This is a genomic window from Spirillospora sp. NPDC046719 (assembly GCF_040645715.1).
Taxonomy (GTDB): Bacteria; Actinomycetota; Actinomycetes; order Streptosporangiales; family Streptosporangiaceae; genus Spirillospora.
Map to the genome: position 1 here is coordinate 1 of NZ_JBEYYT010000121.1, position 24,041 is coordinate 24,041.

The 24,041-nt window shown below is 74.6% G+C and carries 23 protein-coding genes; 9 read left to right on the top strand and 14 right to left on the bottom strand.

The window, feature by feature from the left end:
• Positions 1-372: 372 nt before the first annotated feature.
• Positions 373-1,050: a GntR family transcriptional regulator gene (locus ABZ914_RS21575; protein ID WP_500195118.1), complete on the bottom strand. Its 678-nt coding sequence runs from the start codon at positions 1,048-1,050 to the stop codon at positions 373-375.
• A gap of 99 nt (positions 1,051-1,149) precedes the next feature.
• Between ABZ914_RS21575 and ABZ914_RS21580 the strand changes: the two genes are divergently transcribed.
• Positions 1,150-1,929 (top strand): DUF1932 domain-containing protein, encoded by a 780-nt coding sequence (locus tag ABZ914_RS21580; RefSeq protein ID WP_500195120.1) that lies wholly within the window; start codon positions 1,150-1,152, stop codon positions 1,927-1,929.
• Positions 1,930-1,950: 21 nt separating this feature from the next.
• Here the strand turns inward: ABZ914_RS21580 and ABZ914_RS21585 are convergent, their stop codons facing one another.
• From ABZ914_RS21585 to ABZ914_RS21615, 7 genes are all read right to left on the bottom strand, one after another.
• Positions 1,951-2,892: a catechol 2,3-dioxygenase gene (locus tag ABZ914_RS21585; RefSeq protein ID WP_500195121.1), complete on the bottom strand. Its 942-nt coding sequence runs from the start codon at positions 2,890-2,892 to the stop codon at positions 1,951-1,953.
• On the bottom strand, positions 2,889-3,941 hold the full coding sequence (locus tag ABZ914_RS21590; protein WP_500195123.1) for a 4-oxalomesaconate tautomerase: 1,053 nt from the start codon (positions 3,939-3,941) through the stop codon (positions 2,889-2,891). Before ABZ914_RS21590 ends, ABZ914_RS21585 begins: the two co-directional genes overlap by 4 nt.
• Complete coding sequence (locus tag ABZ914_RS21595) at positions 3,938-4,636, bottom strand: 4-carboxy-4-hydroxy-2-oxoadipate aldolase/oxaloacetate decarboxylase (RefSeq protein WP_500195125.1); 699 nt, start codon at positions 4,634-4,636, stop codon at positions 3,938-3,940. The genes ABZ914_RS21590 and ABZ914_RS21595 overlap by 4 nt, the downstream gene beginning before the upstream one ends.
• Positions 4,633-5,370: a PIG-L deacetylase family protein gene (locus tag ABZ914_RS21600; RefSeq protein WP_500195128.1), complete on the bottom strand. Its 738-nt coding sequence runs from the start codon at positions 5,368-5,370 to the stop codon at positions 4,633-4,635. The genes ABZ914_RS21595 and ABZ914_RS21600 overlap by 4 nt, the downstream gene beginning before the upstream one ends.
• Positions 5,371-5,526: 156 nt before the next feature.
• The gene (locus ABZ914_RS21605) at positions 5,527-7,308 is read right to left on the bottom strand and encodes an ABC transporter ATP-binding protein (RefSeq protein ID WP_500195129.1); all 1,782 of its coding nucleotides are present in this window, start codon (positions 7,306-7,308) and stop codon (positions 5,527-5,529) included.
• A gap of 347 nt (positions 7,309-7,655) precedes the next feature.
• A complete protein-coding gene (locus ABZ914_RS21610; protein ID WP_500195131.1) occupies positions 7,656-8,627 on the bottom strand; it encodes an ornithine cyclodeaminase family protein in 972 nt (323 codons plus the stop codon).
• A complete protein-coding gene (locus ABZ914_RS21615; RefSeq protein ID WP_500195133.1) occupies positions 8,620-9,384 on the bottom strand; it encodes an IclR family transcriptional regulator in 765 nt (254 codons plus the stop codon). Before ABZ914_RS21615 ends, ABZ914_RS21610 begins: the two co-directional genes overlap by 8 nt.
• A gap of 156 nt (positions 9,385-9,540) precedes the next feature.
• Between ABZ914_RS21615 and ABZ914_RS21620 the strand changes: the two genes are divergently transcribed.
• Together ABZ914_RS21620 and ABZ914_RS21625 are read left to right on the top strand one after the other, a co-directional pair.
• The gene (locus ABZ914_RS21620) at positions 9,541-10,920 is read left to right on the top strand and encodes an amidohydrolase family protein (protein WP_500195136.1); all 1,380 of its coding nucleotides are present in this window, start codon (positions 9,541-9,543) and stop codon (positions 10,918-10,920) included.
• A complete protein-coding gene (locus ABZ914_RS21625) occupies positions 10,910-11,986 on the top strand; it encodes a dipeptidase (RefSeq protein WP_500195137.1) in 1,077 nt (358 codons plus the stop codon). Before ABZ914_RS21620 ends, ABZ914_RS21625 begins: the two co-directional genes overlap by 11 nt.
• Before the next feature lie 31 nt (positions 11,987-12,017).
• On the opposite strand, the gene ABZ914_RS21630 is transcribed toward ABZ914_RS21625, so the two are convergent.
• A complete protein-coding gene (locus ABZ914_RS21630) occupies positions 12,018-12,635 on the bottom strand; it encodes a TetR/AcrR family transcriptional regulator (protein ID WP_190867482.1) in 618 nt (205 codons plus the stop codon).
• Positions 12,636-12,730: 95 nt separating this feature from the next.
• Between ABZ914_RS21630 and ABZ914_RS21635 the strand changes: the two genes are divergently transcribed.
• Complete coding sequence (locus ABZ914_RS21635; protein ID WP_500195139.1) at positions 12,731-13,735, top strand: oxygenase MpaB family protein; 1,005 nt, start codon at positions 12,731-12,733, stop codon at positions 13,733-13,735.
• 13 nt (positions 13,736-13,748) lie between these two features.
• On the opposite strand, the gene ABZ914_RS21640 is transcribed toward ABZ914_RS21635, so the two are convergent.
• On the bottom strand, positions 13,749-15,218 hold the full coding sequence (locus ABZ914_RS21640; RefSeq protein ID WP_500195141.1) for an MFS transporter: 1,470 nt from the start codon (positions 15,216-15,218) through the stop codon (positions 13,749-13,751).
• Between the two features lie 136 nt (positions 15,219-15,354).
• On the opposite strand from ABZ914_RS21640, the gene ABZ914_RS21645 reads away from it, so the two are divergent.
• The 3 genes from ABZ914_RS21645 to ABZ914_RS21655 are packed head-to-tail and all read left to right on the top strand — an operon-like array spanning position 15,355 to position 17,485.
• Positions 15,355-16,011, top strand: coding sequence for a TetR/AcrR family transcriptional regulator (locus ABZ914_RS21645; RefSeq protein ID WP_500195143.1), 657 nt, complete (start codon positions 15,355-15,357; stop codon positions 16,009-16,011).
• The gene (locus ABZ914_RS21650) at positions 16,008-16,214 is read left to right on the top strand and encodes a ferredoxin (RefSeq protein WP_208252354.1); all 207 of its coding nucleotides are present in this window, start codon (positions 16,008-16,010) and stop codon (positions 16,212-16,214) included. The genes ABZ914_RS21645 and ABZ914_RS21650 overlap by 4 nt, the downstream gene beginning before the upstream one ends.
• Positions 16,211-17,485, top strand: coding sequence for a cytochrome P450 (locus ABZ914_RS21655; protein ID WP_500195144.1), 1,275 nt, complete (start codon positions 16,211-16,213; stop codon positions 17,483-17,485). The genes ABZ914_RS21650 and ABZ914_RS21655 overlap by 4 nt, the downstream gene beginning before the upstream one ends.
• A gap of 86 nt (positions 17,486-17,571) precedes the next feature.
• Here ABZ914_RS21655 and ABZ914_RS21660 read toward each other — a convergent pair whose 3' ends face one another.
• The 4 genes from ABZ914_RS21660 to ABZ914_RS21675 all read right to left on the bottom strand — a co-directional run bounded on the left by ABZ914_RS21660 (position 17,572) and on the right by ABZ914_RS21675 (position 22,468).
• Positions 17,572-17,931 (bottom strand): STAS domain-containing protein, encoded by a 360-nt coding sequence (locus ABZ914_RS21660; RefSeq protein WP_433152523.1) that lies wholly within the window; start codon positions 17,929-17,931, stop codon positions 17,572-17,574.
• A 40-nt stretch (positions 17,932-17,971) separates the two neighbouring features.
• On the bottom strand, positions 17,972-19,000 hold the full coding sequence (locus ABZ914_RS21665) for an SDR family oxidoreductase (RefSeq protein ID WP_500195146.1): 1,029 nt from the start codon (positions 18,998-19,000) through the stop codon (positions 17,972-17,974).
• A 133-nt stretch (positions 19,001-19,133) separates the two neighbouring features.
• Positions 19,134-20,342 (bottom strand): PAS domain-containing sensor histidine kinase, encoded by a 1,209-nt coding sequence (locus ABZ914_RS21670; RefSeq protein WP_500195148.1) that lies wholly within the window; start codon positions 20,340-20,342, stop codon positions 19,134-19,136.
• A gap of 68 nt (positions 20,343-20,410) precedes the next feature.
• Positions 20,411-22,468, bottom strand: a complete 2,058-nt coding sequence (locus ABZ914_RS21675; protein ID WP_500195149.1) for a bifunctional phosphatase PAP2/O-acyltransferase family protein — start codon at positions 22,466-22,468, stop codon at positions 20,411-20,413.
• Between the two features lie 141 nt (positions 22,469-22,609).
• Between ABZ914_RS21675 and hpnC the strand changes: the two genes are divergently transcribed.
• On the top strand, positions 22,610-23,467 hold the full coding sequence (gene hpnC / locus ABZ914_RS21680) for a squalene synthase HpnC (RefSeq protein WP_500195151.1): 858 nt from the start codon (positions 22,610-22,612) through the stop codon (positions 23,465-23,467).
• A 1-nt stretch (position 23,468) separates the two neighbouring features.
• Positions 23,469-24,017 (top strand): squalene/phytoene synthase family protein, encoded by a 549-nt coding sequence (locus tag ABZ914_RS21685; protein WP_500195153.1) that lies wholly within the window; start codon positions 23,469-23,471, stop codon positions 24,015-24,017.
• The last annotated feature ends 24 nt before the right edge of the window (positions 24,018-24,041 follow it).

A 24,041-nucleotide genomic window follows, 5' to 3' on the forward strand; every position in this document is an offset into this window, starting at 1 on the left:
GCTTGGGCCTGCTTCGCGCCGGCGTCGCGGATCGCGGCGTCCTCCGCCTCGGCGAGGCGCCGGCCGTCGATGCGGCCGCGGGCGTGGTCGTCGCGCGCGGCCAGCAGGTCGGGCGGGCGCAGCAGGCTCCCGACGTGGTCGGCGCGCAAGGGCGGGCGTGTGCGCGGGGACATGGCGGCTCCCTGACCGAGACGGTGCTGCCGGAACGGGCTCCACCGCCAAATCTAGGCACTCCGGCGACGGCGATCAATCGGCCGCCCAGGATCGCCCCTGACCGGCCGCGATCGTCGGCCGCCACCAGCCGGCCGCGCAGGGGCCGTGCGAGGACCGAGCGCCGGGGCGCGGGGCCTTCCGGCGACGGCGGAGCCGTCGTCAGGGCGCCAGGCCGCTGCCGTGCGGCCGGGTGCGGTCCGCCTCGGGCAGGGTGCGGATGACGCTGCGCAGGTGCGCGCGGGCGGCCCGCTCGGCGGCCTCGGGGTCGCGGGCGCGGATCGCCTCGATGATCGCCAGGTGCTCGGGCAGCGACACCGCCGGGCGGCCGGGGTGCATCGCCAGCTTGAACTGGTGCCGGACGCTCTGCGCGCGCAGCCGCTCCAGCACCTCGGCGGCGGTGCGCTGGCCGCTGATCTCGCGGATCTCGCGGTGCAGCCGCTCGTTCAGCCGGGAGTAGCCGAACACGTCGCCGGACGCGACCGCGGCGCGCATGTCCTCGGCGATCCCGGTCAGCAGCCGGACGCCGTCCTCGGTGACCCGCTCGGCGGCCTTGGCGGCGCACAGCCCCTCGATCACCATGCGCAGCTCGCTGATCTCGATGGCCTCCTCCAGGGAGATCGCCCGGACCCGGGCGCCCCGGTTCTGGACCCGCTCGATCAGCCCCTCGTTGGCGAGCTCCAGCAGCGCGGCGCGGACGGCGGCGCGGCTCGCGCGGAAGCGTTCGGCGAGGTCCGCCTCGACCAGCCGCTGGTTGGGCACGAACTCGCCGGAGAGGATCGCCTCCCGGATGCCGGTCGCCACCGGGCGGCCGGTGTCCTGGTCGTCGGCAGTCGGCACTGTCCCTCCCGTGGAACCCGTGCGAAGATATTGTCGCCAATTTTGGCGCGACCCTCAGTCTAGCGGCGGGGCCGCGCCACCGTGGTCGAGGAGGCGCGAATGTCGGAGGGTACCGGGCGGCCGCCCGTCGTCGCCGTGCTCGGGCTGGGGGAGGCCGGCGGGGCGATCGCCCGCGACCTGGTCGCCGCCGGCGCCGCCGTCCGGGCCTATGATCCCGCCGTAGCGGCACCGGACGGGACGGTCGCCGCCGCCGGCGAGGCGGACGCGGCCGAAGGCGCCGACCTGGTGCTCAGCGTGAACAGCGCGCACGACGCCGCGGCCGCGCTGCGCGCCGGGATCCCGGGTGCGGGCGGCGCCGTGTGGGCCGAGATGAACACCGCCTCGCCCGGCCTGAAGCGGGAGCTTGCGGCGGCCGCGAAGGCGGCCGGCGTGCGGTTCGCCGACATCGCGATCATGGCGCCGGTGCCGGGCCGGGGGCTGTTCACCCCCATGCTGGCCAGCGGCGACGCGGCCGCGGACGCCGCCGCGATCCTCACCGGGCTGGGCGCCTCCGTCGAGGTGATGGACGCCGAGGCGGGCGCCGCCGCGACCCGCAAGCTGCTGCGCAGCGTCTTCTTCAAGGGCCTCGCCGCGTCGGTCGTGGAGGCGCTGGAGGCGGCGCGCGCGGCGGGCTGCGAGGACTGGCTGCGCGGCAACATCGTCGAGGAGCTGGTCGCGGCGGGCGAGCCGACGGTGGACCGCCTCGTCGCCGGGACGCACCGGCACGCCGTCCGCCGCGCCGACGAGATGGCCGCCGCGGCGGACATGCTGGTCGAACTGGACGTCCCGCCCACGATGGCCGCCGCCAGCCGCGACCTCCTCCGCCGCCTCTCCTCCTGACCCTCCCCGCCGGCGTGCGGGTCAGAGGGGCGGGGTGCCGTGGGTGTGGAAGGACTCGATGGTCTTCAGGCCCCACGCCTGGCCCTTGGCGCGCTCCGCCTCCGTCCAGGTGATCGGCTTCCAGTCGGGCGCCAGGACCAGCCGCGCGCACGGGTTGCACAGCTCGATCCGGTTGCCGCCCGGCTCGTAGACGTACAGGAAGAACGTCTGCTGGATCGCGTGCTTGTGCGGCCCCGTCTCGATGAAGACGCCGTGGTCGAGGAAGATGTCGGCCGCGCGGAGGATGTCCTCGCGGGTGTCGGTGGCGAAGGCGATGTGGTGCAGCCGCCCGTTGGCGCCCGTCCGGTCGCGGGTGTAGACGATGTCGTAGGACTTGTTGGTGAAGTGCAGCCAGCGCCCGGCGATGTCGCCGCTGTCGAGCCGGATCTGCTCGGTGGTGCGCCCGCCGAGCGTCTCCATCAGGAACTCGGTGCTCGGCTCGACCTCGGCGGACAGGAAGTTCACGTGGTCGAGGCGGCGGACGCACACGCCGCGCGCCGGGTACGCCTGCGCCTGGTTCTTCAGCGCCGGCCGCAGCTCCGGCGGCGCCTCGTACCACTCGCTCTCCCAGTACAGCTCCAGCTCGTGGCCGTCGGGGTCGCGGAACACGTACGTCGGGCCGAGGCCGGGGTCGCCGTCGCGCCAGCCGACGCCGAGCCCCGCCTCCTCGATCGCCTTGACGCGCCGTTCGAGGGCCTCCTGCGACCAGGTCCGCAGCGCGGTCCGGCGAATGCCGGACGTGCTGTGCGCGGTGAGCTTGACGGTGTGGTGCTCGTAATCGTCCCACGTCCGCAGGTACACCGAGTCGCCTTCGGAGCCGACCTCCGTCAGGCCCATGACGCGGGTGAAGAACCGCAGGCTCTCGTCCGGGACGGGCGTCAGCAGCTCGACGCTCCCGACGTGCGCGATCTCATGCGTGATCAAAGGGACCTCCGGGGGAAGACGGTTCCGTCGAAGAGCTTGCGGGCGGTGCGGACGACGCTGGACCGGCGCACGGACGCGCCGTCGAGCTCGACCGCGACGTCCAGCCGGCCAGTGGGGTGCTCGATGCCCATCGGCGCGCCCGGCGCCGGGAGGTCGGCGAGGTCGTGGCCGACCGCGCCGTCCATCAGCAGCGCGGTCGCCACGGTGACGGCGCCCAGCACGCCGATCGAGGCGTGCACGCGCAGCGGGATGAAGGTCCGGGTGCAGACCGCGCCGCCGTCGCGGGGCGGCGCGACGAGCGTGGTCTTCGGGACGGACGCGTCCGAGACGTCGCCGAGCCCCATCAGCCTCCCGGCGGCCAGCCGCAGCGACTGGATCCGGTCGCGCAGCCGGGCGAGGTCGGCGGGGTCCTCGTAGCCGGTGACGCCGAGATCGGCCGCGGCGGCGACCACGACCGGCATCCCGTTGTCGACGCACGTGACCTCGACGCCGTCGACGACGTCCCGGACGTTCCCGGTCGGCAGCAGCGCCCCGCACGCCGACCCCTCGGTGTCCTCGAAGTCCAGGACGACCGGGGCGGCGGTGCCGGGCACCCCCGAGATCGCGGTGTCCCCGTCGTAGTCGACGGTGCCGCCGGGCGTCGCGAACGTCGCGGTCGCGACGCTGTCGGAGTTGACCATCCGGATCCGCACGCCGCTGCGGCCGGGACCGGCGGCGACGAGGCCGCGCTCGACCGCGAACGGGCCGACCCCGGCGAGCAGGTTGCCGCAGTTCTGCCGGTCGGAGACGGTCGGCTCCCCGACGCCGAGCTGCAGGAACAGGTAGTCGACGTCGGCGTCCGGCCGCCGCGAGGGGGAGACCACCGCGACCTTGCTGGTCAGCGGGTGCGCGCCGCCGATCCCGTCGATCTGCCGGGGGTCGGGCGTGCCCATGACCCGCAGCAGCAGCTCGTCGCGCTCGGCGGGGTCGGCGGGCAGGTCGCCGGCGAGGAAGTAGGCGCCCTTGGACGTCCCGCCCCGCATCATCATGCAGCGGATCCCGGTGCTCATGACTCGCCGTACTCGCTGTAGGGGACGTACTCGACGCCCATCCCGGGCAGCCGGTCGCGCAGCCCGTAGCGGTCGAGCCCGAGTTCGCCCTTCTGGAACGCCGCGCGGGTCGCCTGCTCCTTCTCCTCACGCGCGCGCGCCGCCTCCACCGCGTCGGCGACCTGCTCGCGCGGGACGCGCACCACGCCGTCGTCGTCGGCGAGGATCGCGTCCCCCGCCCTGACGACCTGCCCGCCGATGGTCACGGGCACGTTGACCGCGCCCGGCGTCGCCTTCACCGTGCCCTGCGCGCTGACCGCCGCCGACCACACCGGGAAGCCCATCGCGTGCAGGGCGGCGACGTCCCGCACCCCGGCGCCGATCACCAGCCCGCGCACGCCGCGGAACTGCAGCGCCGTCGCGAACAGCTCGCCGAACATCCCGTCGGTGGACGGCGACGTCGTCGCCACCACCAGCACGTCGCCGGGACGGCACTGCTCGACCGCGACATGGATCATCAGGTTGTCGCCCGGCCACGACAGCACCGTGACGGCCGTCCCCGCGATCCGCGCGCCGAGGTGTACGGGGCGGATCGCGGGGCCGAGGTAGCCGGTCCGCCCCATCGCCTCGTGCACGGTCGCGACGCCGAAGCCGCCCAGCGCGTCGACCGCCGCGGCGTCCGCGCGCGGCGGGTCCGTCACCACCACGGTCCTCACGCCAGCACCCCCGTCGTCTGCGGGTACACGCGCACGTACGCCTCGGCCATCGTCTCGTGGGGCAGGCCCAGGTTCGGGCCCGCGTTCCGCTTCAGCTGGACGCCGCGCCGCTTCGCCAGGTCGGTGTAGTACTCCCACATGTGCACCTGCGCGGGCAGGCACTCCATCGCCTTGCGCTTGCGCTCGAAGACCGGCGTGATGTCGAGCAGGACGTCCGGCTTGAAGTCGCACTGCTCCGGCTGGTGCGGCTCGAAGAGGAACACCGGCGGCGCGCCCAGCGGCGCGCCCGGCGCGTCGTACCCGATGGCCTGCGCGAGCACGCGCGCCTGCATCGCCATCCGCGCCGCCGCCGGGTGGTCGCCGTTGTACGGGTCGGCGAGCGTGTGCGTCAGCACCACCGCGGGCTCGACCTCCCGGTACACCCGGACGAGGCGGTCCACCAGCTCGGGCGTCTCCCGCAGCGGGTAGTCGCCGGCGTCCAGGAACTCGATCTCGGCGCCCAGCTCGGCCGCGGCGGCCTCCGCCTCGCTCCGCCGCAGCGCCTTGATCTCGTCGAGGCCCTTGCCCTCGCGCCACGCCCGCGCGGACTCGCCGCGCTCGCCGTAGCTCAGGCACACGACCTTCGCCCGGTCCCCGCGCTCGGCGGCCAGCGCGATCGCCCCCGCCGCCCGCCACACGAAGTCACCGGCGTGCGCGCTCACGACGAGCAGCGGACCGCCGGTATCGGTGCTCATTCAGGTTCCTCCATCGACATGCGGGACCGGCCCCCGGGCCAGGGCCGGCCAGCACGATCCTGGAACCTGTCGCCGAAATTGTCAACAATTCTGGCGCTTATCGTGGCGAGGCGTTCGGCGGGCCGGCGTCCGGTCAGGCGGGACGGCGGCGTCCGGTCAGGCGGGACGGCGGTCGAGCGCCTCGGCGTCGGCGTCGTCGTCGGTGAGGAAGCCGCCGGACTGGTGGTGCCACAGCCGGGCGTACGCGCCGTCCGCCTGGAGCAGCTCCCGGTGCGAGCCCTGCTCCAGGACGCGGCCCCGGTCGAGGACGACCAGCCGGTCCATCCGGACGACCGTGCTCAGGCGGTGCGCGACGACCAGGGCGGTGCGGTCGCGCATCAGGTGCCACAGCGCCTCCTGGACGAGGATCTCGCTCTCGGAGTCGAGGGCGCTGGTGGCCTCGTCCAGCAGCAGGATCGGCGCGTCCCGGAGGATGGCGCGGGCGAGCGCGACGCGCTGCCGCTGCCCGCCGGAGAGCTTGACGCCGCGCTCGCCGACCAGGGTGCCGAGCCCGTCCGGCAGGCCGTCGGTGAACTCGGTGACGTGCGCCGCCCGCGCGGCCCGCAGGATCTCGTCCTCGGTGGCGCCCGGCCGGGCGAAGGCGATGTTGTCGCGCACCGACCGGTGGAACATCGCGGGCTCCTGCGGCACGTACGCGATCAGGGCGCGCAGGTCGGTCTGGCGCAGCCGCGCGATGTCCTGGCCGCCGACCAGGATGCGTCCCCCGTCGACGTCCATCAGGCGCAGCAGCAGCCGGGTCAGGGTGGTCTTGCCGCCGCCGGACCGTCCGACGAGCCCGATCCTCGCGCCTCCCGGGATCTCCAGGTCCAGCCCGTCGAACAGGGGCGGGCCGTCGCCGTGCGCGAAGCGCACCCGCTCGAAGCGGACCGAGGCGTCGGCGGGCGCCGGCGGCTCCGGATCGGGCGGGTCGACGACGGCCGGCGGCGCCAGGAGCAGCTCGGTGAACTGCGCGGCCTCGGTGAGCGTGCTCTCGATCCGCCGGTAGACCTGGTTGAACTCGAACATGATCCGGGTGGCGTTGGTGTAGTAGGTGAACGTCACCACGACGGCCTCCACCCCGAGCCCGCCGCGCAGCGCGACCGCGGCCAGCAGGCCGAGGACACCGGTCAGGATCGACATCGGCGCGACGATCATGTCCACCCGCAGGTTGGCGTAGTCCCACGAGCGCAGCGACAGCCGGCGCTGCTCGACGACGCGGGTCCGGTACTCCGCGGCCTCCCGCTCCTCGGCGGCGAACGCGCGGACCGTCTCCATGTTCGTCACGACGTCGGCGACATGGCCCGACACCCGCACCTTGGCGGCCTCGCGCGCGTCCACCAGCGCCTGCCGGCGGCGGATGAGCGGCGCGACGAGCAGGCCGGTCAGGACGATCATGCCGAGGAGCACCACGACCAGCAGCGGGTGGTACCGCCACAGGACCACCGAGGCGAACGACAGCGGGATCACGTTGGCCATGATCGAGAAGGCGAGCGTGTCGGCGAAGTCCTCGAACCCGCTGGAGAAGTTGAGGATCCGCTTGGTGAGCGCGCCGGCGAAGTTGTCGTGGAAGAAGGCGGTCTCCTTGGCGAGCAGCTCGTCCATGCCGACGATGCCGAGCCATTCGATGCCCCGCCCGTCCGTCCGGTTGAGGCAGTGCAGGCCGGCCCGCCAGAACGCCTCCCCCGCCGCCATCAGGCCGGTGAAACCGAGCAGGTAGGGGAGCATCGCGCCGAGCGTGCCGTCCCCGCCGCCGGCCAGATGCCCGATCAGGGCGGCCACCACCAGCGGCGTGAGGTAGTACAGGCAGGTGTTCCCAAGGGCGGGGAAGACCATCGCCGGGATCGAGACCCGCCAATTGCGGCGCAGGACGGCGGTGTAGTACCGCAACGCCAGCAGCACCGCCCGCCTGCGAGGTGCCCGTCCGTCCTGAAGACCATCCCGTGCATCCGCCAGAACCACGCGCCCTCCCCACGCCGCCGCGGACTTCATGCTGCCCCGAACCCTCCGGGACGGGCCATCGCATTTCCGGGTGCGCCGCGCGCCGTGGGGAGCCGCGTTCCGAAAACGAGGAGGAGCGCGTCCGGCACACGTCGAAAGCGGGGGAGAAGGGCACCGCGCCGTCCTTCCGCGCGGTGCCGGTGGCGGACGAGCGGACCCCGAAACGGGACGACTGTTATCCGCCGGCCGCACATCCGAATGTGGCCGAGGCGGCGGCGCCGCGCCTGAGGCGGGCGGCCGGCGCCCCGCTAGAGGTCGACGGCGATGCCCAGCCCGCGCTCGCGGGCCGTGCGGTACACCACGGAGGCCGCCGCGACGTCGAGGGCGGCGTGGCCCGTCGACTTGAAGAGCGTCAGCTCCGACGCCGAACGGCGGCCGGGACGCCTCCCCGCGAGGACGTCGCCGATGAGCCGGGCACGCGCCGGGTCGGTGCCCTGCAGCTCCCAGGCGCCGGCCGGAGGCGGCTCGGTCACGGCGCCGGGCCACTCGACGAACAGCGACGCGTCCTCCAGCGTCCCGGCGTCGAACTCCGGGCCGTCGGAGCCGCCGACCGAGCTGAGGTGGGCCCCGTCGCGCAGCCACGAGCGCCGCAGGACCGGTTCCCGGCTGGACGTGCAGCAGAAGACGACGTCCGCCGACCGGACCGCCGCCTCGATGCCGGCCGCCGCCGCTCCCGCGGCCGGCCGCTCGGGCAGCTCCGCGACGAGCCGCTCGGCCTTGGCCGGGTCGCGCGCGCCGACCACGAGCTCCACGCCGTCCATCGCCGCGATCAGCGCGATCTGCGCGCGCGCCTGCGTCCCGGTGCCTATCACGGCGATCCGGGACGCGCTGGGGCGGGCGAGCGCGCGCATGGCGACCGTCGCGGCGGCCGCCGTCCGCACGGCGGTGACGGCCTCGGCGTCCATGACGGCGAGCGGCCGCCCGGTCTCGGCGTCGAAGTGCGCGACGATGCCGAGGTGGGAGCCGTGCTCGCCCGGCGCGGCGCCGGGGAAGACCGACACGAGCTTCGCCGACAGCCCCAGCCCGGGCACGTGCCCCGGCATCGCGCCCAGCAGGCCGCGCCCCGAGCGGGCGGCGACGCGCGGCGGTGCGGAGACCTCGCCGGCCGCGACGGCGATGAGGGCGGTGCGCACCGCCTCCGCCACCGCCTCCGGACGCGCGGCCTCCCGGGTCCGGCCCCGGTCGAGGATCAGGACGCCGCCGCCCGCCGGGTCACTCACGGCCGGCCCCGGAGCCCGGACCGGCCAGCGCGCGCTCCAGCTCCGCCGCGGCCGCGGACAGGTGCTCCCGCAGCACGGCCTGCGTCGGATCGTCGAACTCGCCGTCCAGGCCGACGACCGTGATCGCGCACAGCGGCCGGCCGTTGCCGGCGAGGACCGCGCGGCTCAGCGACGCGATCACCTCCTCGTTGCGCCCGCGCTGCAGCGCGAAGCCGGTGCGCCGGGTCCGCTCGATGTCCTCCAGCAGCGCGGCGCGACCCTCCGGCGGGTGTCCCTGCCGCTCGGCGGCGCGCAGGTACGGGAGCCGGGCCGCCTCGTCGAGCGCGGAGACGAGGGCCAGGGGCCCGGCGAACGTGTGGACCGGCAGCAGCTCGCCGAGCAGGTCGGTGAACATCGCCAGCCGCGGCGGGCGGACGGCGTCGATCACGCGTCCGCCCTCCGGTTCGAGCACCTGGAGGTTCACCATCATCCCCGTCCGGTCCGACAGCGCCTGGAGCACGGGGCGGCCGAGCACGGCCAGCGGGCCCGCGGCGGCGGCCTGGGAGAACCGCAGGACGGCCGGGCCCGGCAGGTAGCGGTCCTCGCTGCGCAGGACCCAGCCGCGCCTCACCAGGTCCACCAGGATGCGGTAGGCGGTGGCACGGTGCATCCCCGTCTCGCTCGCCAGCTCGCTCAGGCGGAGCGGGCGGTCGGCCCGCACGGTGGACTCGATGAGGTCCAGGGCCTTGTCGACGGCGGAGCCGCCCGGTCCGGACAACGTCCCTCCACGGTTCGCTGGACGGATGACCGATCTTCGGGCACCCTAACAGACGTTGCCAGCTTCACAACAGTTGTTACGGTGTATGTAACATCCCTGGTCACGGGCGGGTTTTCCGGCCCCTCCAGGATCGAGAACGGAGACCGCGCGATCGCCATGACGGACCAGGACGCGCCCCCGGTCGCGGAGAACGACCCGGCCCCCACCCCCTTCGCCGCGCCCGGGCCGGGCCGCGTGACGGCCTACCGGGGCGTGTCGCTGATCGACGGGACCGGCGCCCCCGTCCGGCACGGCATGGCGGTGGTGACGGACGGCCCGCTGATCGAGGCGGTGGTCCCCGACGCCGACCTCGGCTCGTCGGGCCCGCCCGGCGCCGAGACGGTCGACGCGCGGGGCACGTTCCTGCTCCCCGGCCTGGTCGACGCCCACCAGCACCTGTCGACCCCGCCGAACCGCGCCCAGGCCGAGGCGATGATGCGGCGGCAGGTCTACGGCGGCGTCACCGCGATCCGCGAGATGGCCGGCGACCTGCGACAGATGGCCGACCTCACGCGCGCCGCGCTCGTCGGCGAGATCCCCGGCCCGGACGTCCACTGCGCGGCGCTGATGGCGGGGCCGGGGTTCTTCGACGACCCCCGCACCCACCAGGTGACGCAGGGGGCGGCGCCCGGCGCCGTGCCCTGGATGCGGGCGGTCGACGAGGGGACCGACCTGCGGCTCGCCGTCGCCGAAGCGCGCGGCACCGGCGCCGTCGCGATCAAGATCTACGCCGACCTCGACGCCTCGCTGGTCCGCCGGATCGCCGCCGAGGCGCACCACCAGGGGATGCTGGTGTGGGCGCACGCGGCCGTGTTCCCCGCGATGCCCGGCGAGGTCGTCGCGGCGGGCGTGGACGTGGTGTCCCACGTCCACATGCTCGTCCACGAACTCTCCGGTGACCGGCCCGTGTCGTACCGGCGGCAGCGCGAGCACCTCGCGGACGCCTACCGGCGCTTCCTCGACGCGCCCGAGGACGCCCTGGACCCGCTGTTCGAGGACATGCGGCGCCGCGGGACGGTCCTCGACGCGACCGCGAGCCTCGTGGCCCGGATGCCGTCGAGCGCCCCCGGCGCGGCCGAACTCGCCCCGCGCGTGCTGCGGCGGCTGATCGGCCGGGCACGCCGCGCGGGCGTCACGATCTGCGCCGGAACCGACTACGAGACGTCGCCCCGCGACCGGTTCCCGGCGCTCCACGACGAGCTCCGCTACCTCGTCCGCTCGATGGGGATGGCGCCGCACGAGGCGGTCCGCGCGGCCACCATCGCGGGCGCCGCCGCGATCGGGCTCCAGGACACGGTCGGCACCGTCGAGCCGGGCAAGCGAGCCGACTTCGTCATCGTCGACGCGGACCCGTACGAGGACATCGACCACCTCCGCCGCATCGTCACCACGGTCAAGCGCGGCCGGTGCCACGACCGCGCCGACTACGACCGCGAGGACCACGACACCCCGGCGGCCGGCGCCGGCACCGGGAAGGGAGCGCCCGATGGGCGTTGACATCGAGGACTTCGTCGTCATCAACGCGCTCGGCGAGTTGGACGACCCCAACGCGCCCGCGTCCGCCGCCGCCTCCGGACAGCTCGCCCCGACCAGCGCCCAGCTGACGATCAACGAGCGCGCCCTGGCCGACGCGCACGCCTCCGGCGTCACCGCGATCAACGTGACGCTGGGCTACACGCTCGGCGACTTCCCGCCCTACCGGCACACCCTCGACGAGATCCGGACGTGGGACGCGATCATCGCCGCCCGCCCGCGCGACCTGATGCGGATCGGCACCGCCGCCGACATCGCCGAGGCCAAGCGGTCCGGCAGGATCGGCATCATCTACGGGTTCCAGAACGCCGCCGCCGTGGAGGACCGCCCCGAGCGGGTGGCCGAGTTCGCCCGCCTGGGCGTGCGGATCGTCCAGCTGACCTACAACCAGGCGAACCGGATCGGCGACGGCTCGATGGCGCCCGGGAACCGCGGCCTCACGCCGCTCGGGCGCGAGGTCGTCGAGGCCCTCAACGAGCGGCGCGTCATGGTGGACCTCTCGCACAGCGGCGAGCGGACGTGCCTGGAGGCCGCGCGCGTGTCCGCCCAGCCCGTCTCGATCAACCACACGGGCTGCCGCGCCCTCGTCGACCTGCCCCGCAACAAGACCGACGAGGAGCTGCGGCTCGTCGCCTCGCGGGGCGGGTTCGTCGGCGTCTACTTCATGCCGTTCGTCAACGCCTCCGGCCACGCGACGGCCGCGGACGTGGTCGAGCACATCGCGCACGCGGTCGACGTCTGCGGCGAGGACCACGTCGGGATCGGCACCGACGGCGCGATCACCGCGATCGACGACCTGGACGCCTACCGGGAGCGGCTCGCCGAGCAGGTGGCGCGGCGGCGGGCGGCCGGCGCGTCCGCGGCGGGCGAGCGTGCCGACACCCTCCCGTTCGTCGTCGACCTGCGCGGCGTCGACCAGTTCCGCGAGCTGGCGCGGCTGCTGGAGCGGCGCGGCTACTCCTCGACCCGGATCGAGAAGATCCTCGGCCTGAACTTCCTGAACCACGCGAAGGCGGTCTGGGGGGCCTGACGCCCGCCGGGCCCCGCGCGGCGCGGCGCGGCTAGACGGCGGCGTGCAGGGCGAGGGAGAGCGTCACGGCGCCGTCGACGACGGCGTCGAGGTCGGTGCCGAGCCGGCCGTCGGCCCACTGCTGGGCGAGCTCGGTCATGGCGCCGGTGAACATGGTGGCGGCGATGACGACGGGGAGCGGCGGGTCCTGGTCGCGGGTCATCGCGAGGACGCCCTCCAGCAGCGCGGTCTGCGCGGCGCGGCGGCGGGCGGCGAGGATCTCGTTGCCGCGCGCCTCGGCGAACAGCACGCGCCCGCGGCCCGGGTCGTCGCTGATGAACCGCAGGACGGCGCGGATGCCGGCGCGGGTGCGCGCGTCGGGGCGCGGGCCGGCGTCCTCGACCGCGCGGGCGAGGACGTCGCCGAGCGCGGTGGCCTGCTGGTCGTACACGGCCGCGAGCAGCTCGGCGGTGTCGGCGAAGTTCTCGTAGAAGTAGCGCGTGTGCAGCTCCGCCTCGCGGCACACCGCGCGGACGGCCAGGGCGGCCTCGCCGCCCGCGGTGAACAGGCGGTACGCGGCGCGGACGAGCATGTCGCGCCGCTCGTCCCGGCGCCGGGCGGCGGGGACCCCGGCCCACCGGGTGTTCGCGGCCGTCCGGGCGTTCGCCATGGCGGTCACGATACCAAGTCTGGACACGCATGTACCCAGACACTTACGCTGCGGTCTGGACACAGTTGTATCCAGACTCTGACGGGAGCGCCGGGATGGCACCCAGGACGAACATCCTCGCGGCACGATTCGAGCGGGCCTTCGACACCGAGATCCGGTCCCGGTTCTTCCGGGGCCTGGAGTTCGCCGGACCCGAGGGCGACCCGGGCTGGTTCGGCCCGGACAGCGCGGTCTGGTACGTCCACTCGCACCTGCCGACCCTGGTCCTCGGCCTGGTCGGCGCCGCCTACATCGAGGGCCTCGACCCCAGCATCAGCTGGATGGCCTACGACCACTCCCGCATCCCCGAGCGGGTGGACGGCGTCCCGACCGGCGGCATCGACCCGGAGGGCGCCGCCGTCCGGCTCGGCCACTCGCTGTCGTTCTTCATCGGCACCGCCTACGGCTCCACCAAGACCGCCGAGCGGCTCGCCCGCACGGTCCGCGCGATGCACCACACCGTGAAGGGCACCCGTCCGGACGGCCTGCCGTACGACGCCGACGACCCCGACTGGCTGCGCTGGAACTACGCCACCGTCGTGTGGGGCCTCGCGACGGCCCACGAGCGCTACCACCGCAGGCCGCTGCGCGGCGCCGACCTGGAGCGCTACTACGGCGAGTTCGTCCGGGTGGGGGAGGCGCTGGGCGGCACCGGCCTGCCCGCCACGAAGGCGGACGTCGCCGAGTGCCTGGAGTCCTACCTGCCGCGCCTGGCCGTCACGCCGATCAAGGCGTTCGGGACCGGCCCGAACCTGCGCGGCAACGGCACCAAACCGTGGGAGCCCGGCAGCCCGTTCATGGACTGGGCCGCCCGCGACATGCTTCCCGAATGGGCGCAGAAGCTGGCGCTCTACCAGCGGCCGAACCCGCTGGTGCTGCGCATGCGCCGCGGCGCCCTCTGGCTCGCGCTCAACGGCCTGTACGACGCGACCGGCCCGCTGCCGGAGTTCCGGCAGGCCGAGGCGCGGGTCGCCGGGGGCGCCTCCGCGCCCGTCGCGGTGACGGCGCCGTCCGCGCCCGACCCCGAGCTGACCCGCGAGGAGGTGGAGGCCATCGCGTAGCGGGAGCGCTCGCCTAGCGGGAGCGCTCCGCGCGGCGGGTGCCGAGGCAGGCCAGCACGGCGAGCGCGGACAGCGCCGCCATGCAGGCCAGGGCGTACCGGTAGCCGAGGACGAGCTGCTGGACGCCCTGTCCCGACACCCGCGACAGGTCCCCGGCGAAGACGTGCGCGCGCAGCGCCGCCGGCACGGGGCCCGCGATGATCGAGAAGGCCAGGGCGGTGCTCACCACGATGCCGGTGTTCTGCACCATCAGCCGCATCGCGTTGACCACGCCGAGCCGGTGCGACGGCAGGCCGCTCAGCAGCGCCGTCGCGTTGGAGGGCAGGAACGCGCCCGACCCGGCGCCCAGCAGCATCAGGCCCGCCGCGACCGGCGCGTACGGGACGTCCCGCCCGATCGCCGCCAGCAGTTCGAGCAGCCCGAGCGTCGTCAGCGCGGCGGCGAGCACCGTCATGGTCCGGGCGCCGACGCGGTTCTCGAGGAAGCCCGCTCCGGTGGACGCCAGGACCGCGACCGCCGACATCGGCAGCACCTTGAGCCCGGCCGTGACGGGGTCGTCGCCCTGCACGGACTGGAAGAACAGCGCGAGCAGCACGACCGCGCCCATCCGCGCGGTCGCGTTGAGGAACGTGGCGAGCAGGCCGAGCGCGAACGGCGCGTCCCGGAACAGCGCGATGTCGACGACCGGGCGGGAGGAGCGGCGCTCGACGGCGAGGAAGACCGGCAGCAGCACCGCGAACACGGCGACGCCGCCGATGACGACCGGGCTGCCCCATCCCCGCTCGTTGACCTGCGACAGCCCGAACAGCAGGCCGCCGAGCCCGGCGAGGACGAGCACGTTGCCGGGCACGTCGACGCCGCGCTCGCGCGAGGCCGCCTCCACGGGCCGCAGCGCGACGGCGCCCCAGACCAGGCACAGCACGCCGAACGGGACGTTGTACCAGAACACCCAGCGCCAGCCGAAGGCGTCGGTGAGGTAGCCGCCGAGGGTGGGCCCGGCCAGCTGCGCGATGGAGAACGAGGCGGTGTAGACGCCCATGGCGCGGCCGAGCCGCTCGCGCGGGAACGCGTCGGTGACGATGGCGGCGCTGTTGGCCAGCAGCATCGCGCCGCCCGCGGCCTGCAGGACGCGCAGGCCCACGACCGTCCAGGCGGTCGGGGCGAAGCCGAGCAGCAGGCTCGCGAGGGTGTAGGCGCCGAGGCCGGACAGGTACATCGCGCGGCGGCCGAACATGTCGGCGAACCGTCCGAACACCACGATGAGGACGGTGTTGGCCAGCAGGAACGCCAGCAGCATCCAGTTCGCGGCGAGCGGCCCGGCGTGGAAGTGCCGCACGACCGAGGGGAGCGCGACGTTGAGGGTGTTGCCGCCGAGCCCGGTCAGCACGCTCGCCATGCTCACCGCGGACAGCGTCCACCAGGGGTCGCGGGGCCGTCCGGCGGCGGGCTCCGGGCACCGGACGGCGGGCGTCGTCCCGGTCACGCGGGCGCCCCGGCATCGCCCATGCGGGCCTCCCGACCGACGAGAGAACGACCCTCTTTCTAGATCTTGATACTAGAACTCGATTCGAGAATCCAGCCCTTGACGGTACTGAATGAACGGTCTTTTAATTCCGTTCATGGGCCGGATCGCGGGCGTCACGGCGGCCGAGACGCGGGAGCGGCTGCTGCGCGCGGCGGCCGGCGTCTTCGCCGAGCGCGGCTACGACGGCACGCGCGTCGCCGACATCGCGGCCGCCGCCGGGGTCAGCAACGGCGCGCTGTACGCCCACTTCGGCTCGAAGGGCGAGCTGCTGGTGGCGGCGCTGCGCGCGCACGGCCGGCAGATGCTGGCCGAGCTCGTCGCCGCCGACCCGGAACGCCCGATCACCGAGTCGCTGCTGATCATCGGCCGGTGGCTGCCGCGCCGCCGGGACGCGCGCGGCCACCTCGTCGTCGAGGCGCTCGTGGCGGCCCGCCGCGACGCCGACGTGGCCCGGCCGATGCACGACTACATGGGCGAGCGCGCCGCCGTGCTGGAGGAGCTGGTGCGCGCGGCGCAGGCCGGCGGGGAGATGGACGGCGCGCTCTCGCCCGAGGCCGTCGCGCACTTCTGCCTGCTGCTGGCGATGGGCAGCGTGCTGGTCCCGCCGGAGATGCACGGGGTCGGCGACGAGGAGTGGTCCGCGCTGCTGACCCGCGTCGTGGCGGCCTTCGCGCCGGCCCGTCCCGCGCCGCCCCGCCCCGAGCCGGGGAAGCCGGCCGGTCCCGAAGCGGAGACAGGAGGAACGCGATGAAGGTGCGGATCGATCCCGGGCGCTGCCAGGGGCACGGCCGCTGCTACGACCTGGCCCCCGGCCTGTTCGGCGAGGACGACGAGGGCTACGGCACCGTCCTCGGCGACGGGACCGTCCCGGCGGACGGGGAGCAGGACGCGCGCCGCGCGGCGGCCAACTGCCCCGAGCGCGCGATCACCGTCGTGAAGGAGGCGGAGGCATGACCACCGAGGACGACCGCTTCACCCAGGGCTTCGAGGAGATGCGCGAGAGCCGGCCGCTCGGCACGCGCAACGAGGTCGTCACCGGCCCCGTGGCGGACTGGGCGACCGACTTCTCCCACATGGAGCCCGAATGGGCGGCCGACCCCTACCCGATCCAGGACGACCTGCGGCGGCGCTGCCCGATCGCGCACACCGGCCGGTTCGGCGGCGGCTGGCTGCCGACCCGCTACGAGGACGTCAGCGCGATCGCCTACGACACCGAGCGCTTCTCGTCCCGGTCGATCGTGATGAGCAACTTCCGGCCGCCGCTGGAGTCGGCGCCGGTGGGCGGGGTGCCGCCGATCTCGTCCGACCCGCCGTTCCACCACGACGCGCGCAAGCTGCTGCTGCCGGCCTTCACCAAGACGGCCGTCTCCCGGCTGGAGCCGGCGACCCGCGCGTTCTGCCACGCGCTCCTCGACGGCCTGGAGGGGGACGGCGTCGTCGACGCCGCCCGCGACTACGCCCAGCACATCCCGATGCGGGTGATCGCGGACATGCTCGGGTTCCCGCCGGAGGACGGCCCGAAGTTCCGCGAGTTCGTCGAGAACGCGCTGGAGGGCGTCAACCGGCCGCCCGACGAGCGCATCGCGCGGATGGAGAAGCTGTTCGACTACCTCCTGGACCAGATCCGCGACCACGTCGACCGTCCGCGCGACGACCTCACCACGTACCTGATCAACGCCGAGCTGTACGGCCGCAAACTCGACCCGTCGCACGTCTCGGGGACGATGGCGCTGCTGCTGATCGCGGGCATCGACACCACATGGAGCGCGATCGGCGCGTCGCTGTGGCACCTGGCGAAGACGCCGGCGGACCGGGAGCGGCTGGTCGCCGAGCCGGAGCTGCTGCCGACGGCGATGGAGGAGTTCCTGCGCGCCTACGCGCCGGTGACGATGGCGCGGCTGGTGAAGCAGGACATGCACTGGCGCGGCGCCGACATGAAGGCCGAGGACTGGATCCTGCTGTCGTTCCCCGCCGCCAACCGCGACCCCGAGCAGTTCGACCGCGCCGGGGAGGTCGTCATCGACCGCGAGGTCAACCGGCACGCCGCGTTCGGCCTCGGCATCCACCGCTGCGTCGGCTCGCACCTGGCCCGCATGGAGCTGCGCGTCGCCCTGGAGGTCTGGCTCGAACGGTTCCCGCGCTTCACCCTCGACGACCCGTCGGCGGTGACGTGGTCCGCCGGGCAGGTCCGCGGCCCCCGCACCCTGCCCCTCCGCATCGGCTGACCGTCCCGCCGCCCGGGCGCGGCAGCCCGCCGCGCCCGGTCACGGTCACCCGGGCCCGCCCGCCCGGCCGGGGCGACCCCGCCCGGTCACACGGGTTCGGGCGGCTCGTCGCGGATGTCGAAGACGCGCTCCAGCCCGGTGACCCGCAGCACGTTGCGGACGCGCTCGGTCGGGCGCACCAGCACGAACCGGCCCTGCAGCGCGGCGATCCGCTTGCTCGCCCGGATCAGGACGTTCAGCCCCGACGAGTCGCAGAACGTCATGCGGGTGACGTCCACGACGATCCGCGGCCGCTCCTGCGCGCCGATCGCCTTCGACAGATGCTCGTCCAGCGTCCCGGCGGTGCCGAGGTCCAGCTCGCCCTCGACCGTCACCACCGTCCAGCCCTCGTGCTCGGCGACGTCGAAACTCGCGCCGCCGCGCTGCGCGCCTTCAGCGGCCCCCATGCGCTCAACCTCCGATCCCTTCCCCCGGCACCCTAGGGGATCAGCGGCGCAGCAGCCTGGCGGCGCCCACGGCCGCCCCCGTGGCGGCCGCGCCCGCCGTCGCCGCGCCGACCAGGTACTTGTGCTTCGCAGCCCACAGCTGAGGGCTGCGCGGATGGGCCTCCTCGTCGAACCGGCCGTGCGCGCCGTGGTCGCGGCCGCCGGTGCCGTCGACGGGCTCCCACAGGTTCGCGGGCTGGTCCGGCGGGCGCCGCTGGCCGGTCTGCTGCGACGAGAACGCGGTCCTCGCCAGGTAGCGGTCGAGGACCCCTGCGGCGAACTTGTTCGCGATCAGCGTGCCGACCGTGCTCCCGCCGACCCAGTACTCCCGGCGCCGCGGATGCTCCGCCGCGTACAGCAGGGCGTCCGCCGCGATCTCCGGCTGGTAGATGGGCGGGACCGGCCGCGCGCGGCGCGGCAGCCGCGACAGCACCCAGCCGAACTGCGGGGTGTTGACGCCCGGCATCTCCACCATCGTCACCTTCACGCCGGGGCACGCGTGCAGCAGCTCGGCCCGCAGCGAGTCGTGGAGGCCCTGGACGGCGTGCTTGGCGCCGCAGTAGCCGCTCTGCAGCGGGATCCCGCGGTAGGCGAGCGCCGATCCGCACTGGACGATCACGCCACGCCCGCGCGGCATCATCCGCTTGAGCGCCGCCCGGGTGCCGTTGGCGTAGCCGAGGTAGGTGACCTCGGTGATGCGCCTGAACTCGTCGGGCTCGATCTCCCAGAACGGTGCGAACACCGAGGAGAACGCCACGTTCACCCACACGTCGATGGGCCCGAACTCGTCCTCGACGCGCTGGGCCGCCGCCTCCACCCCGCCGTCGTCGGCGACGTCCACGCTGATCGGCAGCGCGCGCCCGCCGGCCTTCACGACGTCCTCGGCGGCGCCGTCCAGGCCCTCCTCGCCGCGCGCCAGCAGCGCGACCCCGGCGCCGCGCCCGCCGAACGCCCGGGCGGCCGCCCGGCCGATGCCCCCGCTGGCGCCGGTGATCACCACGACGCTGCCCTCGTCGATCCCGTACTTCATCGCCGTCCTCCCACCGGCTCGGTCAAGGAGGAGTGCCCGCACAGACGCGTCCGTAACGCGGCATGATCCCGCGTTCGTCCCGTCCCGTACTCTCGCGGGAGCGGGGCTCGCGGGCCGCCGCTACGGGCCGCCACTACGAGCCGCACAGGGGGAGGCGCAGGACCATGCAGGTGCCGGACGGCCGGTCGGCGACGGCCAGGGTCCCCCGGTGGGCGACGGCGACCTGGCGGGCGATCGCGAGCCCCAGGCCGGTGCCCTCCGGCTCGCCGGCGCGCGCGTCCGGGCGGCGGTAGAACCGGCGGAAGATCGCCTCCCGCTCCTCCGGCGGGATGCCCGGCCCGTCGTCGACGACCCGGAGGACCGCCTGGCCGCCCTCCCTGGCGAGCAGCACCTCGACCCGGCTCGCCGCGTGCCGCTCGGCGTTGGACACCAGGTTGCGCAGCAGCCGCGCCAGCCGGACGGCCGACCCCTCCACCTCCACGCCGGACTCCAGGCGCGCCGTGAGGGCGACGGCGGGCTCGCGGCCGGCCACCTCGTCCTCCACGAGCCGGGTCAGGTCCACGGTGCCGGTCCTGATCGGCACGCCCGCCTCCAGCCGGGCCAGCTCCAGCAGGTCCGAGACGATGTCGCCGAGCCGCTCGGCGTCGTCCAGCGCGGCGTGCAGGATCGCGCGCGAGTCGGACTCCGGGTCGGCGAGGGCGAGCTGCAGCCGGGTCTGCAGCCCGGTGAGGGGCCCGCGCAGGTCGTGCGAGGTGTCCGCGACGGCCTGCTGCTGCCGCTGCAGGGCGTCCCGCATCGCCGCTGCGGCCCGGTGCTCGTCCTGCCGAGCCTTGTGCAGCCGGTCGTTGACCTCCTGCAGTTCGCGCGTCCGGGCGAACAGCTCCGCCTCCACGCCCTTCACCTGGGCCTCGGGCGACGGCGCCTCCCCTGACCGTGCGGCGCGCAGCTGCATGATGTAGGAGGTCACCTCCTCCACCCGGTGCAGGAGGGCGGTGACCGCGCCGTCCGGACCGAGCAGCGGCGCGTTCCGGATGCTCCAGTACCGCTCCTGGTACATCCCCGGCCGGTCGGCGGCCTCGACGTCGTAACGCTGCAGCGGCATGATGTCGGTCTCGCGCTCCGCCACCACCCGTTCCAGGGACGCCCGCACCTGGGCCACGCCCTGCCCGGCCGGGCCGCCGGGGAACACCTCGTAGAAGGGACGGCCGATCAGCTGCTCGCGGGAACGCCCCGCGAGCCGCTCGTAGGCGCAGTTGACCATCACGTACCGCAGATCGGGCGTGAGCACCGCGCAGCCGACGGGCAACGCGTCGAAGACCGCCGACAGGTCGATCTCGGCCATCCCCCATACCTATCCATTCAGGGCAAACGGCCGGGAAGCCCCGGGCATCCCGGCCGCAAAACCCCGTCTCAGCCGGGGACGGACGGCCCGCGGCCGCGGCGGGCCGCCGGGGCGTCGGCGGCCTCCGGCTCCGGCGCCTCCGCGGCGCCCAGCTCCTCGATCACGTCGCGCATGGCCCCGCACAGCGCATCCATGTCGGCCACCAGCGTCGCCTCCGCGCTGACGCCCATGTTCAGCATCCCGGTCCAGCCGAGGGCGCCGACCGCGAGCGGCGCGCCCGGCCCGGTCGGGACGATCGGGTGCGCCACGATCAGCGGGGCGCCCGCCAGCCGCGCCGGCGTGTTCGCACCGGGCAGGTTCGTGGCGATCGCCTGGAACGTCCGGCCGCCGTACACGGCCCGCGCGAACGCGTCGTGCAGCACCGGCGGCAGTGCCCGCGACGCCCGCTGCATCACGAAGGCCGACGCCAGCGCCCGGGTGCCGGACCGCAGCCGCCGCGTCGCCGCGGCCAGCGTGCGCAGCCGCTCCACCTCCGGCATCGGCCCGTACGGCAGGTCCACCATGACCGCCGAGGTGTGGTTGCCCTCGGGCGGCACCACGGGCCCGCCCGTCATCAGCGGCACCGCGACCCGGAGGACGCGCCCGCCCTCCGGCCCGCCCACGGGCGGCCCGACCCGGCGCAGGCCGCCGGCCAGCGCGCACAGCACCACGTCCGTCACCCGCACGCGGTGCTTGCGGGCGAGGTCGCGGACCGCCGGCATCGGCAGCCGGAACGTGCCGAACGCCCGCTCCGCGGTGCCGGTCGAGGGCAGTTTCGTCCGCTGCCGCGACTCCGTCGCCAGCTGGGCGATCCCGGCGGCCGTGCCCAGCGCGCGGCGCGTCGCCGACGGCCCGGCGCCCGCGGCCGGCAGCGCGTCCGGGGGCGTCAGCATCCGCAGCACGTGCGTGATCACGCCCATGCCGTCGGCGACGACATGGTGCATCAGGAAGATCACCGCCGACCGGTCGGGGGCGTAGCCGCGCACCAGGATCATCCGCCACATCGGCCGGTCGCGCGGCAGCGGCTCGCTCTGCAGCGCGCCGACGAGCGCGTTGAGCCCCGCGTCGCCGTCCTCCGCGAGCACCGCCTCGCGCACGTGCCAGTCCCAGTCGATCACCGGGTGCTCGACCCAGCGGCGCCGCCGCAGCCGCGACGGCGGGGACAGCCGCTGGCCCAGCCGGGGCAGCTCGTCCAGCTTCCCGCGCAGCGTCGCGATCATGTCCTCGCGGCTCGGCGACCCGTCCGGCGCGTCGAGGAGGATCAGCCCGCCGACGTGCTGCGGCGTCCGGTCCGACTCCACCGCCAGGAAGAACGCGTCCTCGGGCGGGACGATCGGGGCCCGCGGCCGGCCGGTGTCCCGGTCGGTCACGAGGTAGGCGACCCAGACGACGGCCAGCGCGCCCGCCGCGTCCAGCAGGTAGTGGTTGGCGGTCGCCATGATGACGTAGAGCGTCACGAAGACATGCAGGACGCTGGCCGCCTGCAGCCACCGCCGCACCGACAGCCGCGCCAGCTCGACGCTCACCCACAGCGCCCACGCGACGTGCAGCGACGGCATGGCCGCGAGCCGGTCGGCGTGGTCGACGACCGGGCTGCCCCACGACCCCCACGTGCCGTGCGTCAGGACGGTGTCCACGTACCCGAGGTCGGGCAGCAGGCGCGGCGGCGCCACCGGCCACAGCGCGAAGCAGAACGCGCCGATCACGTTGATCAGCGCGAAGGCGTTGCGGGCGACGCGGTACCGGCCCGGCCGGCGGCGGTACAGCCAGGCCAGCACCCACAGGGTGGTGATCAGGTAGACGGTGGCGTACTCGTAGTTCGCGACGACGGCGACGGAGCGGTGCGCGGCGAGCCAGTCGTTGAGCGGCCGCTCTGCGGCGATGTGCAGCGTCCGTTCGAGGTCGTGGATCCGCCGGCCGTGGTCGGCGGCGGCGGTGTGCCGGTCGCCGACGGGGACGGCCGCGGCGACGGCGTAGAGAGCGAAGAGCGACAGCCCGTACGCGAGTTCGCGGGCGAGCGGAGGGCGGCGGCCCGATGGCCCGGAGGGGAGCGCGGAGGAGACGGAGGGGTCGGTCTCAGGTGTCACCAACCTCTCCTAACCCAAAAACTTGGTTTATACACATATATATGATCGGTTTCGCGTTTACCCGGCGATCAACAGGGTTATGGGGACCATTGCGACCGGCAGAGCGCCGCCCCGCCCCGCGCGCCGCCCCCGAAGGAAACGATGTCCATCAGCGAGCGCTTATGGAACGAGACCCACGAACGCCAGATCAGGAACCGGCTGCAGGCCAGGGAGAACTTCCCGGTGGCCGCCCGGTTCCTTCCCGCCCGGCACCGGGCCCACCTCCTCGACGTCTACGGCTACGCCCGGCTCGTCGACGACATCGGCGACGAGGCCCCGCCGGATGAGCGCGCCGGCCTGCTCGACCTCGTCGACCGCGACCTCGACCGGATCTACGCGGGCGCCGTCCCCGAGATCCCCCTCATGCGCGCGCTGGCCCGCACCGTCCACGACTGCCGGATCCCCGAGGAGCCTTTCCGGCGCCTAGTGCGGGCAAACCGCCGAGACCAGGTCGTCATCCGCTACGGGACGTTCGACGAGCTGCTCGACTACTGCACCCTGTCGGCGGACCCCGTCGGGCACATCGTCCTGCACGTGTTCGGCGCCGCCACCCCGGCGCGGCTCCGCCTCTCCGACCGGATCTGCTCCGCGCTGCAGGTCATCGAGCACTGCCAGGACGTCGGCGAGGACCACCGCAACGGCCGGGTCTACCTGCCGGCGGACGACCTGCGCCGGTTCGGCTGCACCGAGGACGACTTCCGCGCCGCGGTCACTCCGACGCGCCTGCGCGGTGTCATCGCACTTCAGGCGGGAAGGGCAGGACGACTGCTCGCCGAAGGCGCGCCTCTCGTCCGGACCCTGCCGGGGTTCGCGCGCGCCGCCGTGGCCGGGTACGCGGCGGGCGGGCTCGCCGCCCTCGCCGCGCTGGACCGCCGCGCCTACGACGTCCTGGCCGGCCCGCCACGCCCGGGGAAGACGCGGCTGCTCGCCGAGTGGTCGCGGATGTTGGGAAGGAGATGAGATGGACGCAGCCGGCGCCTACCGGCACTGCGAACAGGTCGTCCGCTCGCAGGCACGCAACTTCTCGTACGGGATCCGCCTCCTGCCCCCGCCGAAACGCCGGGCGCTCAGCGCCGTCTACGCCTTCGCGCGCAGGATCGACGACATCGGCGACGACAACGACGCACCTCCCGATGCGCGGCTGGCCGCGCTGGCCGCCGAGCGCGACCGGCTCGCCGACCCCGGCGCCCACCCGGACGACCCCGTCCTGGTCGCCCTCGCGGACGCGGCGCGCCGCATGCCGATCCCGCTGGAGGCGTTCGGCGAGCTCATCGACGGCTGCGAGGCCGACGTGCGGGGCGCCTCCTACGACACCTTCGACGACCTGCTCTGGTACTGCCGGTGCGTCGCCGGCTCGATCGGCCGCCTGTCGCTCGGCGTGTTCGGCACCGGCGACCCCCGGGTCGCCCGGACCCGCGCGGACGCGCTCGGCGTCGCGCTGCAGCTGACGAACATCCTGCGCGAAGAACGCGAGGACCGGCTGGGCGGGGGCGTCTGCCTGCCGGGCTAGGACGTCGGGTGGTTCGGGTGGAGG

Excerpts from the sequence above, each read along its gene's own strand:
- ABZ914_RS21580 (WP_500195120.1), top strand. The coding sequence starts at position 1,150 with ATGTCGGAGGGTACCGGGCGGCCGCCCGTCGTCGCCGTGCTCGGGCTG.
- ABZ914_RS21590 (WP_500195123.1), bottom strand. The coding sequence starts at position 3,941 with ATGAGCACCGGGATCCGCTGCATGATGATGCGGGGCGGGACGTCCAAG.
- ABZ914_RS21600 (WP_500195128.1), bottom strand. The coding sequence starts at position 5,370 with ATGAGCACCGATACCGGCGGTCCGCTGCTCGTCGTGAGCGCGCACGCC.
- ABZ914_RS21620 (WP_500195136.1), top strand. The coding sequence starts at position 9,541 with ATGACGGACCAGGACGCGCCCCCGGTCGCGGAGAACGACCCGGCCCCC.
- ABZ914_RS21625 (WP_500195137.1), top strand. The coding sequence starts at position 10,910 with ATGGGCGTTGACATCGAGGACTTCGTCGTCATCAACGCGCTCGGCGAG.
- ABZ914_RS21630 (WP_190867482.1), bottom strand. The coding sequence starts at position 12,635 with ATGGCGAACGCCCGGACGGCCGCGAACACCCGGTGGGCCGGGGTCCCC.
- ABZ914_RS21635 (WP_500195139.1), top strand. The coding sequence starts at position 12,731 with ATGGCACCCAGGACGAACATCCTCGCGGCACGATTCGAGCGGGCCTTC.
- ABZ914_RS21645 (WP_500195143.1), top strand. The coding sequence starts at position 15,355 with ATGGGCCGGATCGCGGGCGTCACGGCGGCCGAGACGCGGGAGCGGCTG.
- ABZ914_RS21650 (WP_208252354.1), top strand. The coding sequence starts at position 16,008 with ATGAAGGTGCGGATCGATCCCGGGCGCTGCCAGGGGCACGGCCGCTGC.
- ABZ914_RS21655 (WP_500195144.1), top strand. The coding sequence starts at position 16,211 with ATGACCACCGAGGACGACCGCTTCACCCAGGGCTTCGAGGAGATGCGC.
- ABZ914_RS21660 (WP_433152523.1), bottom strand. The coding sequence starts at position 17,931 with ATGGGGGCCGCTGAAGGCGCGCAGCGCGGCGGCGCGAGTTTCGACGTC.
- ABZ914_RS21665 (WP_500195146.1), bottom strand. The coding sequence starts at position 19,000 with ATGAAGTACGGGATCGACGAGGGCAGCGTCGTGGTGATCACCGGCGCC.
- ABZ914_RS21670 (WP_500195148.1), bottom strand. The coding sequence starts at position 20,342 with ATGGCCGAGATCGACCTGTCGGCGGTCTTCGACGCGTTGCCCGTCGGC.
- hpnC (WP_500195151.1), top strand. The coding sequence starts at position 22,610 with ATGTCCATCAGCGAGCGCTTATGGAACGAGACCCACGAACGCCAGATC.
- ABZ914_RS21685 (WP_500195153.1), top strand. The coding sequence starts at position 23,469 with ATGGACGCAGCCGGCGCCTACCGGCACTGCGAACAGGTCGTCCGCTCG.